Origin of the sequence: Stenotrophomonas daejeonensis (genome assembly GCF_001431505.1) — a bacterium.
GTDB lineage: Bacteria > Pseudomonadota > Gammaproteobacteria > Xanthomonadales > Xanthomonadaceae > Stenotrophomonas > Stenotrophomonas daejeonensis.
On sequence record NZ_LDJP01000102.1, the window covers coordinates 1 to 10,269 of the forward strand.

The 10,269-nt window shown below is 69.3% G+C and carries 11 protein-coding genes; 9 read left to right on the forward strand and 2 right to left on the reverse strand.

The window, feature by feature from the left end; genetic code table 11:
• Positions 1 to 113: 113 nt before the first annotated feature.
• Together ABB34_RS14055 and glnA are read right to left on the reverse strand one after the other, a co-directional pair.
• A complete protein-coding gene (locus ABB34_RS14055; protein WP_057642003.1) occupies positions 114 to 452 on the reverse strand; it encodes a P-II family nitrogen regulator in 339 nt (112 codons plus the stop codon).
• Between the two features lie 313 nt (positions 453 to 765).
• Positions 766 to 2,175: a type I glutamate--ammonia ligase gene (gene glnA, locus ABB34_RS14060; RefSeq protein WP_057642004.1), complete on the reverse strand. Its 1,410-nt coding sequence runs from the start codon at positions 2,173 to 2,175 to the stop codon at positions 766 to 768.
• A 201-nt stretch (positions 2,176 to 2,376) separates the two neighbouring features.
• Between glnA and ABB34_RS14065 the strand changes: the two genes are divergently transcribed.
• The 9 genes from ABB34_RS14065 to ABB34_RS14105 form a co-directional block, all read left to right on the forward strand.
• The gene (locus ABB34_RS14065) at positions 2,377 to 3,171 is read left to right on the forward strand and encodes an undecaprenyl-diphosphate phosphatase (RefSeq protein WP_057642005.1); all 795 of its coding nucleotides are present in this window, start codon (positions 2,377 to 2,379) and stop codon (positions 3,169 to 3,171) included.
• 87 nt (positions 3,172 to 3,258) lie between these two features.
• Positions 3,259 to 4,065, forward strand: coding sequence for an META and DUF4377 domain-containing protein (locus ABB34_RS14070; RefSeq protein ID WP_057642006.1), 807 nt, complete (start codon positions 3,259 to 3,261; stop codon positions 4,063 to 4,065).
• Between the two features lie 100 nt (positions 4,066 to 4,165).
• A complete protein-coding gene (locus ABB34_RS14075) occupies positions 4,166 to 4,705 on the forward strand; it encodes a gamma carbonic anhydrase family protein (RefSeq protein ID WP_057642007.1) in 540 nt (179 codons plus the stop codon).
• 116 nt (positions 4,706 to 4,821) lie between these two features.
• Positions 4,822 to 5,724 carry a DUF2167 domain-containing protein gene (locus ABB34_RS14080; protein ID WP_083490229.1) on the forward strand — a complete coding sequence of 301 codons (903 nt, stop codon included), beginning with the start codon at positions 4,822 to 4,824 and terminating at the stop codon, positions 5,722 to 5,724.
• Positions 5,725 to 5,753: 29 nt separating this feature from the next.
• Positions 5,754 to 6,062: a hypothetical protein gene (locus ABB34_RS14085; protein ID WP_057642009.1), complete on the forward strand. Its 309-nt coding sequence runs from the start codon at positions 5,754 to 5,756 to the stop codon at positions 6,060 to 6,062.
• A 179-nt stretch (positions 6,063 to 6,241) separates the two neighbouring features.
• Complete coding sequence (locus ABB34_RS14090; protein WP_057642010.1) at positions 6,242 to 6,919, forward strand: RDD family protein; 678 nt, start codon at positions 6,242 to 6,244, stop codon at positions 6,917 to 6,919.
• Complete coding sequence (locus ABB34_RS14095) at positions 6,916 to 7,908, forward strand: stage II sporulation protein M (protein ID WP_057642011.1); 993 nt, start codon at positions 6,916 to 6,918, stop codon at positions 7,906 to 7,908. The genes ABB34_RS14090 and ABB34_RS14095 overlap by 4 nt, the downstream gene beginning before the upstream one ends.
• Positions 7,898 to 9,472 carry a DUF4129 domain-containing protein gene (locus ABB34_RS14100; RefSeq protein ID WP_057642012.1) on the forward strand — a complete coding sequence of 525 codons (1,575 nt, stop codon included), beginning with the start codon at positions 7,898 to 7,900 and terminating at the stop codon, positions 9,470 to 9,472. Before ABB34_RS14095 ends, ABB34_RS14100 begins: the two co-directional genes overlap by 11 nt.
• A partial coding sequence (locus tag ABB34_RS14105) for a DUF4350 domain-containing protein (RefSeq protein WP_152979642.1) occupies positions 9,469 to 10,269 on the forward strand: 801 nt, incomplete at its 3' end. The genes ABB34_RS14100 and ABB34_RS14105, both read left to right, overlap by 4 nt.

Consider the following 10,269-nt stretch of genomic DNA (forward strand, 5'->3'; position numbering starts at 1 on the left):
ACGGAGTCCAGATGGTTCAGACATGATGGACTCCGTTCGTCCCTCATCCGCCCCTTCGGGGCACCTTCTCCCACAGGGAGAAGGGACAACCGCGCCGATCCGGGAAATGAAGGTCAAAGCGCGTCAGCGCCGGTTTCGCCGGTGCGGATGCGCACCACCTGTTCGAGCGGGGTAACGAAGATCTTGCCGTCGCCGATCTTGCCGGTGCCGGCGGCCGCCTGCAGGGTTTCGATCACGGCCTCGACCTGCTCGTCGGTGACGGCGGTTTCGATGCGGATCTTGGGCAGGAAATCGACGACGTATTCGGCGCCGCGGTACAGCTCGGTATGGCCCTTCTGCCGGCCGAAGCCCTTGACCTCGGTGACGGTGATGCCGGAAACGCCCTGCTCGCCCAGGGCTTCGCGCACCTCGTCGAGCTTGAACGGGCGGATGATGGCGGAGATCAGTTTCATGCGCAGGTCCCGATATGGAGGAAACCGGCCCGCGGCTGCGGGCCGGCGTCGTGCCTTCCACCGGCCATGAAGCGGCCGCTGGTTGTTGCGCCGGAGACGCGCGGCGGGCGAACCACGCGGGGAAGGAAGCATTGCCCGCGCTGCGCGTTTCCGGGTGCTCTTGCCACTGCTCTGGTGTTGCTCGTGTTGCCTGGGGTTGCCGCCGGGGCGGCGGCGATGGCGAAAGCGGGAGGGGAGGGACTTTGCCATCGCCGCCATTCCCGGCAGCAAGGGGGTGCGAGGCGGCCGCCGCACCGCGGTGGCCGCCCCGGCGTCAGCAGGCGTAGTACAGCTGGTATTCCAGCGGGTGGGTGGCGGCGCGGAACGCGGTCACTTCCTTCATCTTCATGGCGATGTAGGCGTCGATGAAGTCGTCGCTCATCACCCCGCCGGCCTTGAGGAACTCGCGGTCCTTGTCCAGCGCTTCCAGCGCCTGGTCGAGCGAGGAGCAGACCTGCGGGATCAGCTTCTCCTCTTCCGGCGGCAGGTCGTACAGGTCCTTGTCCGAAGGCGCGCCCGGGTCGATCTGGTTCTTGATGCCGTCCAGGCCGGCCATCATCAGCGCGGTGAAGGTCAGGTAGCCGGACTGGATCGGGTCGGGGAAGCGCATCTCGATGCGCCGCGCCTTCGGGTTGGACACCCACGGGATGCGGCACGAGGCCGAGCGGTTGCGCGCCGAGTAGGCCAGCATCACCGGCGCCTCGAAGCCCGGCACCAGGCGCTTGTAGCTGTTGGTGCCGGCGTTGGCGAAGGCATTGATCGCGCGGGCGTGCTTGAAGATGCCGCCGATGTACCACAGCGCGGTCTGCGACAGGCCGCCGTAGCCGTCGCCGGAGAACAGGTTCTTGCCCTCCTTGGCCAGCGACTGGTGCACGTGCATGCCGCTGCCGTTGTCACCGACGATCGGCTTGGGCATGAAGCTGGCGGTCTTGCCGTTGCGGTGGGCCACGTTCTTGATGACGTGCTTCATGCGCAGCAGTTCGTCGGCCTTCTTCACCAGCGTGTTGAACTTGGCGCCGATCTCGCACTGGCCGGCGTTGGCCACCTCGTGGTGGTGCACCTCGACCTCGATGCCGACCTGCTCCAGCACCTTGCACATCTCGGCGCGGATGTCGTGCAGCGAGTCGGTCGGCGGCACCGGGAAGTAGCCGCCCTTCACCGTCGGCCGGTAGCCGCTGTTGCTGCCGTCATAGCTCTTGCCGGTGTTCCAGGCGCCTTCCTCGGAATTGACCTTGAAGAAGGTGTGGCCCATGTCGTTGGCGAACTGCACCGAGTCGAAGATGAAGAACTCCGGCTCCGGGCCGAAGAACGCCAGCTCGGCCACGCCGCTGGACTTCAGGTAGGCCTCGGCGCGCTTGGCGATGCCGCGCGGGCAGCGGCCGTAGCCCTGCATGGTGGCCGGGTCGAGCACGTCGCAGGTCAGCACCAGCGTCGGGTCGGCGTAGAACGGGTCGAGGTAGGCGCTGTCGGCGTCGGGCATCAGCACCATGTCCGATTCGGCGATGCCCTTCCAGCCGGTGATCGAGGAGCCGTCGAACATCTTGCCTTCCTCGAACAGCGACGGCTCGACGACCGAGACCGGGAAGGTCACGTGCTGCTCGATGCCGCGCATGTCGACGAAACGCAGGTCGACGAACTCGACCTTGTTGTCCTTGATCAGCTTCTCAACGTTTTCCAGTGACATCGACAACGCCTCGCTTGGTGATGGATGGCATGAACAAAGCAAACGGCATGCCAACTTCACAAGTCATTGATTGTCAATGAAACAGGACAAAGGCTTCATTGGGATTTGCACTATTAACGTGCATTTCCAAAAGACATGCACCAAAAACGTGCAAGCCTGCCTATGGCCTATCCTGTGGCCCTTTGCCTCCGCCCGTCCCCCATGTCGAACACGCTCTCCGCCCTGCTGCTTGGCATCCTCGAAGGCCTCACCGAATTCCTGCCGATCTCCAGCACCGGCCACCTGCTGATCGCCGAGCGCTGGCTGGGCGCGCGTTCGGACTTCTTCAACATCGTCATCCAGGCCGGCGCCATCCTCGCGGTGCTGCTGGTGTTCCGGCAGCGGCTGTGGTCGCTCGCCACCGGGCTGGACGAGCGCGAGAACCGCGACTACGTGATGAAGCTGGGCGTCGCCTTCCTGGTGACCGCGCTGGTCGGCCTGCCGGTGCGGCTGGCCGGCTGGGAACTGCCGGAAACGGTGACGCCGGTGGCCTGGGCGCTGCTGCTCGGCGGCGTCTGGATGCTGGTGGCCGAGCGCTTCGCCGGGCGCCTGCCCGACAGCCAGGCGGTGACCTGGAAAGTGGCCATCGCGGTGGGCCTGGCGCAGGTGGTGGCCGGGGTGTTCCCCGGCACCTCGCGCTCGGCCGCGGCGATCTTCCTGGCGATGCTGCTGGGCCTGACCCGGCGCGCGGCGGCCACCGAGTTCGTGTTCCTGGTCGGTATCCCCACCATGTTCGCGGCCAGCGGCTACGCCTTCCTCGAACAACTGCGCCACGGCGGGCTCGGCCACGAGAACTGGGGCGAGGTGGGCCTGGCCTTCGCCGCCGCGGTGGTCACCGGCTTCGTCGTGGTGAAGTGGCTGCTGGGCTACATCAAGCACCGGCGCTTCACGGGGTTTGCGCTATACCGGCTGGCGTTGGGGGCCGCGCTGCTGCTGTTCCTGCCTGCCGGGAACTGAACGCGGGAAGCCACGGGCAACCCCTTCCGGCGACAGCGCACGTTTCCCCTGCCGACCTTTCCACTGCCTCCCTCCAATGAGTACGACATGAAGCGCATCCTGCTGCTTGCCCTGCCCATCGCCCTGCTCGCCGCCTGCAACGCCCCCGACAAGGGCGAGGCCGCCACCGCGACCCCGGCGACCACCGAAACCACCGCCCCGGCCGCCATCGACGCCGGCCTGCTCGCCGCCAACCACTGGCAACTGGACGACGCCAGCGACGGCAGCGGCGCGCGCATCGACGCCCTGTTCGTGCGCGCCGACAAGCCGGTCACCCTGGACTTCGGCGATGGCCGCCTGTCCGTGGCCAACACCTGCAACCGCATGGGCGGCAGCTACGGCCTGAGCGGCGACACCCTGACCGTCGCGCCGATGGCCTCGACGATGATGGCCTGCGCGGACGATGCCCTGATGGCGCTGGACCAGGCCGCCGGCAGCCGCCTGGAAGGCACGCTGAAGGTGCAGCAGCTGGACGCCACCACGCTGGTGCTGGCTACCGCCGGCGGCGACGTGCTGCGCTTCCGCGGCGAACCCACCGCCGAAACCCGCTATGGCGGCGAGGGCGAAACCGTGTTCCTCGACGTCGACGCGCAGACCAAACCGTGCTCCCACGGCGTGATGAAGGACGCCCAGTGCCTGCAGGTGCGCGAAGTGCATTACGACGGCAACGGCCTGGAACAGGGCGAGCGCGGCGCCTACGAGAACTTCTACGGCAGCATCGAGGGCTACGACCATGAACCGGGCGTGCGCAACGTGCTGCGGGTCAAGCGCTACACGGTGAAGAACCCGCCGGCCGACGGTTCCTCGCTGGCTTACGTGCTGGACATGGTGGTCAGTTCGGAGATGGCGAAATAACACCGCGTAGGCACCGGGCTTGCCCGGTGCTGCGCCTTCCCGACAATGCCCCGTGCGGGGCAAGCCCCGCACCTACGACATTCCCACCACACCCATCGCCATGACCGCCATCCGCCCTTTCCTCGACAAACACCCCGTCCTCGGCCAGCGCGTCTATGTCGACCCGGCCTGCACCATCATCGGCGAGGTGGAACTGGGCGACGACGTCTCGGTATGGCCGGGCACGGTGATCCGCGGCGACGTCAACCACGTCCGCATCGGCGCGCGCAGCAACGTGCAGGACGGCAGCATCATCCACGTCAGCCACGACAGCCCGTACAACAAGGGCGGCTATCCCACGCTGGTCGGCGAGGGCGTCACCATCGGCCACGGCTGCATCATCCACGCCTGCACCATTGGCGATTACTGCCTCATCGGCATGGGCGCGTGCATCCTCGATGGCGCGGTCATCGAGGCCAACGCCTTCATCGCCGCCGGCGCGGTGATCGGCCCCGGCAAGCGGGTGCGCAGCGGCGAGCTGTGGGCCGGCAACCCGGCGCGGCTGATGCGGCAACTGAGCGAGAAGGACATCGAGGGCCTGCGCTATTCGGCCGACCACTACGTGCGCCTGAAGGACAAGTACCTGGGCATGGCCGGCTGACCCGGATCGCCCCCGCCCGCCGCGGCCCTGCCGGTCCCCGTTGCCTCCTTCTTCGTCCTTGCCGCACACTGCCGCCCCCGGGCGTGGGGACGCCCTCCCAAGGAAAAGGAAGACCGATGTCGATCAGATCCATGTCGATGGGCCTGCTGGTGGCCGCGTCGCTGCTGTGCGTGGCCCCGTTCACCGCCGCCGCGCAGGAGGACGAGGGCATCAGCGTGGAGCAGTTCCTGCAGTCGCTGCAGTTCCGCAGCGGCGCCATCGAGGTGCCGCAGGCCAAGGCGCGCTTCAACCTGGATGCGGACTTCCGCTACCTCGACCAGGCCGATGCGCGGCGCGTGCTGGAGGACATGTGGGGCAACCCGCCCGACGAGGACGTGCTGGGCATGATCGTGCCGCGCAGCCCCGGGCTGGCCGACGACGGCAGCTGGGCAGTGGTGGTCACCTACGCCGACGACGGCTACGTCTCCGACGAGGACGCCAGCAGGATCGACTACACCAAGCTGCTGCACGAGATGCAGGAGCAGACCCGCGAAGCCAACCCCGAGCGCGAGAAGGCCGGCTACGGCACGCTGCAGCTGGTCGGCTGGGCGGTGCCGCCGCGCTATGACGGCGCCAGCAACAAGCTGTACTGGGCCAAGGAGCTGGAATTCAACGGCCACCCCAACCATTCGCTCAACTACGACATCCGCGTGCTCGGCCGCCACGGCTACCTGAGCCTGAACGCGGTATCGGGCATGTCCGAACTGGCGCAGGTGCGCGAAGGCATGGAAAAGCTGCTGCCGATGGCCGAGTTCGAGCAGGGCGCGCGCTACGCCGACCACAACCCGAAGACCGACAAGGTCGCCGCCTACGGCGTGGCCACGCTGATCGGCGGCGGGCTGGCGGCCAAGGCCGGCCTGTTCGCCAAGCTCGGCCTGCTGCTGGCCAAGTTCTGGAAGCTGCTGCTGATCGGCGTGGTGGCCCTGGGCGGCACGGTGAAGAAGCTGTTCGGCGACCGCGGCAACCGCACCGTGCGCTGAGCACGCGCCGACCACCGGAGCATCCCGCCGTGGCCCATACCGACCAGTCCGTCGACACCCTCGTATCGATCGGCGGGACATTGGCGAGCATCAACCTGGCGCTGGTGGCCATCCTGGCCGCCAAGACCTCCATCGACCACGTCGAGATGGCCGCGGACGACTTCTTCCTGTTCTCGTCGCTCGGCTTCCTGTTCGTGGTCGTGCTCGGCTACCTGGCGCAGAAGAACCGGGGCGGCCGCCATGCCGGCCGCCTGCTCGGCATCGCCGAATGGATCTTTTCCGGGTCGCTGGCCGCCACCGTCATCGGCGCGGTGCTGATGGTCTACACGGCGGTCTGAGCGCAGCCATGCAGGCTGGGTTTTATCGATGCCGGCGGGTTAAAGTCGGCCACTGACAAGGACGCAGCAGAGACCTCCATGCCAGCGGCATCCATCCGGGCCGGATCACCCGCCTTTCCCCGTGGCGACGGCCCTTCCCCCGCCGTGCCGGTGGCCGTCCGTTGAGCGCTGCGCACCCCATGCTCGACACCTTCCGCGAGGTCGTCACGCCCGAAGGCGTGCCGTTGCAGCTGCCGGCCGCCGGGCCGGTACCGCGCGCGCTGGCGTGGCTGCTCGACCTGGTCGTCCGCTTCGGCGTACTGGCGCTGATGAGCCCGCTGCTGGCGGCGCTGGGCGGGCTCGGCCGCGGCCTCTATCTGGGGCTGATGTTCCTGATGTTCTGGGCCTACCCGATCGTGCTGGAAGCCTGGCACGGCCGCACCCTCGGCAAGCGTGCGCTGGGCCTGCGCGTGGTCGCGCGCGACGGCGCGCCGCTGGGCTGGATGCCGGCGATCGTGCGCAACCTGCTGCGCACCGTGGACATGCTGCCGTTCGGCTATGCGCTGGGGCTGGTGGCCTGCCTGTGCGATCGCCACGGCCGCCGCCTCGGCGACCTCGTCGCCGGCACCCTGGTGGTGCATACGCCGGCACCGCCGGCGACGCCACCAGCGCGCATCGACACCGTGCTGGCCCCGCCACTGCCGCTGCAACCGGCCGAGCAGATGGCGGTGATCGCCTTCGCCGACCGCGCCCCGGCGCTGGCCGGCCCGCGCCAGTGCGAGTTGGCCGACATCGCCAGCCCGCTGAGCCAGGCGCAGGGCAATATCGGCGTGCTGCGCCTGTACGCGATCGCCAACTGGCTGCTGGGGCGGCGATGAGGCAGGAGCAGTTCGTCACCCGCCACCAGCACGAGTGGCAGCAGTTCGAGCAATGGCTTGCGCGCCGCGGCGGCCGCGCGCGCAAGCTGCGCGGCACCCTCGATGCCGACCTGCCCGGCGACGAAACCATCCCCGAGCGCTACCGGCGCCTGTGCCAGCACCTGGCGCTGGCGCGCCAGCGCGGCTACAGCCCGCAGCTGGTCGAACACCTGCAGCAGCTGATGCAGCAGGGCCACAACCTGCTCTACCGCACGCCGCCGCCGCGCTGGCAGCGCGCGGCCGAATTCCTGTTCGCCGGTTTCCCGCAGCTGGTGCGCAGCCAGGGCGCGGCGATGTGGGCCGCCTGCGCGCTGTTCGTGGTGCCGCTGGTGGCCGTGTTCGTGCTGCTGCAATACCAGCCCGACCTGGTGCAGTTGCTGCTCGACCCGCGGCAGATCGCGCAGATGGAAAAGATGTACGACCCGGCCGCCGACCGCCTCGGCCGCGACAGCGGCACCGACTGGGCGATGTTCGGCCACTACATCATGAACAACATCAGCATCGGCCTGCGCACCTTCGCCAGCGGCCTGCTGGCCGGCGTCGGCACGGTGCTGGTGCTGCTGTTCAACGGCATCACCATCGGTGCGGTGGCCGGGCACCTGCAGCACATCGGCTCCGGCGACCCGTTCTGGCGCTTCGTGGCCGGGCATGCGCCGTTCGAGCTGACCGCGATTGTCATTGCCGGTGGCGCGGGCCTGCAACTGGGCCTGCGACTGCTGGCGCCGGGTCGCAAGCGCCGCATCGACGCGCTGGTGGAAGGCGGCACGATCGGCGCGCGGCTGTGCCTCGGCGTGGCCTTCATGCTGCTGGTGGCGGCCTTCATCGAAGCGTTCTGGTCGTCGATCGCGTGGGTGCCGGCGTGGGGCAAGTTCACCGCATCCGGGGTGTTGTGGACGCTGGTGATCGCCTGGCTGTGGCGCGGCGGGCACGGGGGCGGCGATGCGGCTTGACCGGCTCGACGTGGTGCTGCGCAGCCGCAGCCAATGGGAGGCGATGGAACTGGGCACCGCGCTGGTACGCCGCCACGCCGCCGCCATCTGGAAGCCGTGGCTGCTGCTGACCCTGCCGGTGTTCGCGCTGCTCAACCTCGCCGGCTGGTGGCTGGACAGCTTCTGGCTGTCGGCCGTGCTGCTGTGGTGGCTGAAGCCGGCATTCGAGCGCATCCCGCTGTACGTGATCTCGCGCGGCGCGTTCGGCGCCGAGCCTTCCATCGCCGACACCCTGCGCGCGCAGTTGCGCTGGGGCTGGCGCGGGCTGTGGGCTTACCTGGGCTGGCGCCGGCTCGGCCCGGCGCGCGCGCTGCTGATGCCGGTGGACCTGCTCGAAGGCGGCGACGCCGGCCACCGCCGTGCGCGGCGGCGCGTGCTCAGCAGCGCCGCCTATGGCCACGCCAGCCTGCTTACCTGGGTGTGCTGGCATTTCGAGGCGATGCTGCAAATCGCCGGCATTGCGTTGATCTTCATGTTCGTGCCGCTGGACGCCCTGCCCGAATCGCTGCGTGCGGCGGCCTCGCTGATCGGCAAGGACACCCCGGCATGGGCGTGGCTCGGCTTCAACCTGCTGGCGTGGGCGGCGATGACCGTGATCGGCCCGTTCTACAGCGGCGCCGGCTTCGGCCTGTACCTCAACCGCCGCACCCAGCTGGAAGCCTGGGACGTGGAAATCGCCTTCCGCCGCATGCGCCAGCGGCTGGCCCATGCCACACCCCTGCTGCTGGTCCTGCTGGCATGCATGCCGCTGGCATTGCCGGTGCATGCGCAGGACCACGCCGACGGCGCGCCAAGCCTGCACGCCAACCGCAAGGGCGCGGCGCCGGCCAACGACGGCACCCCGGGCAGCCTGTTCGGCACGCGGCAGCAGGCCGATACCGACGGCTTCCGCCAGGCCGCCGCGCGCGCCTACGAAGATCCGCAGCTGGGCGCGACCCGCAGCATCGAACGCTGGAAGCGCAAAACCGAACCCGAGCCGGAAAAGCAGGAAACCAAGCGGGATTGGAACTTCCCCGGCGCCGACGTCGTCCGCGCCGCCGGCAAGCTGCTGGCGCTGGCCGGTGAAGGCATCCTGTGGATCGTGGTCGGCCTGTTGCTGCTGGTGCTGGCATTCACCGCCCGCTGGTGGCTGCCGTGGCTGCGCGGCAGCGCGCGCCGTCGTGCCACCGCCGAATCGCCGCTCAGCGAGCAGGCGGTGCAGCTACCGGAAACGCTGCCGCCGGACGTCCTCGCCAGTGCCCGCCAGCTGTGGCGGCAGGGCAAGCCACGCCACGCGCTGGCGCTGCTGTATCGCGCCAGCGTGGACGAACTGGGCAAGCGCGCCGACCTCGCACTGCCGCCGGGCAGCACCGAGGCGCAGTGCCTGCGCGCCTCGCGGCGCATGCCGGTGGAAGCCGACCGCGCGCTGTTCGCGCGCATGGTGCGCACCTGGCAATACGCCGCCTACGCCGGCCGCCTGCCGACGCCGGATGAATTCGACGCGCTCGCCGACGCGCTGCACCAGCACTACGGGTGGCCGGCATGACCGCGCGCTGGCGCATCGCGTTGGCGACGCTGGCCGCGCTGCTGGCGATGACGCTGGCGACGCTGTGGTTCCTGCGCAATTTCGAGCGCGTGCCGGAGCAGGTCGCGTTGCCCGCCTACGGCGAGCCGACCTACAACCCGTTGTACGCCCTGCGCGAAACCCTGCGCCGCGACGGCATCACGGCCGAATCACGGCGCACGCTGGACCTGCGCGCGATGCAGCTGCAGCCCGGCGACACCGTGCTGATGCTGGACGACCCGCGCACGCTCGCCCCGGCCGAGGCCAGGCAGTTGCTGGACTGGGTGCAACAAGGCGGCCACCTGCTGCTGCGCGTGCCCGAAGCCGATCCCGAACGGGACGGCGACGCCACCCTGCTCGGCCGCCTCGGCGTCCAGCCCAGCGATGTCCCGCCGCGCTGCCAGCCGTGGCGGGTGAAGGGACAGGACGAACACAGCGAGTTCTGCCGCGGCCACCGTTTCACCCTCGCCACGCCATCGAGCGCCGAGCTGCGCTGGGGCGACGCCCACGACGCCAGCCTGGCGCACGCGCGGCTGCGCCACGGCAACGGCCGCGTCGACGTGCTGTCCGACATGGATTTCCTGCGCAACGGCAGCGACGAACGCGACACCGGCCTGCGCGACGTGCCGCACCGCGACCTCACCCGCCTGCTGCTCGCACCGAACTACGGCCGCGGCACCATCCACCTGGTCTATGCGGTACAGGCACCCTCGTTGTGGCGCACCCTGCTGCGCGATGGCTGGCCGGTCTGGCTGCCGCTGCTGCTGGCCCTGCTGGCG

Coding starts and splice junctions, on each gene's coding strand:
- ABB34_RS14100 (WP_057642012.1), top strand. CDS start 7,898: ATGCGGCTTGACCGGCTCGACGTGGTGCTGCGCAGCCGCAGCCAATGG.
- ABB34_RS14090 (WP_057642010.1), top strand. CDS start 6,242: ATGCTCGACACCTTCCGCGAGGTCGTCACGCCCGAAGGCGTGCCGTTG.
- ABB34_RS14095 (WP_057642011.1), top strand. CDS start 6,916: ATGAGGCAGGAGCAGTTCGTCACCCGCCACCAGCACGAGTGGCAGCAG.
- ABB34_RS14065 (WP_057642005.1), top strand. CDS start 2,377: ATGTCGAACACGCTCTCCGCCCTGCTGCTTGGCATCCTCGAAGGCCTC.
- glnA (WP_057642004.1), bottom strand. CDS start 2,175: ATGTCACTGGAAAACGTTGAGAAGCTGATCAAGGACAACAAGGTCGAG.
- ABB34_RS14055 (WP_057642003.1), bottom strand. CDS start 452: ATGAAACTGATCTCCGCCATCATCCGCCCGTTCAAGCTCGACGAGGTG.
- ABB34_RS14080 (WP_083490229.1), top strand. CDS start 4,822: ATGTCGATCAGATCCATGTCGATGGGCCTGCTGGTGGCCGCGTCGCTG.
- ABB34_RS14070 (WP_057642006.1), top strand. CDS start 3,259: ATGAAGCGCATCCTGCTGCTTGCCCTGCCCATCGCCCTGCTCGCCGCC.
- ABB34_RS14075 (WP_057642007.1), top strand. CDS start 4,166: ATGACCGCCATCCGCCCTTTCCTCGACAAACACCCCGTCCTCGGCCAG.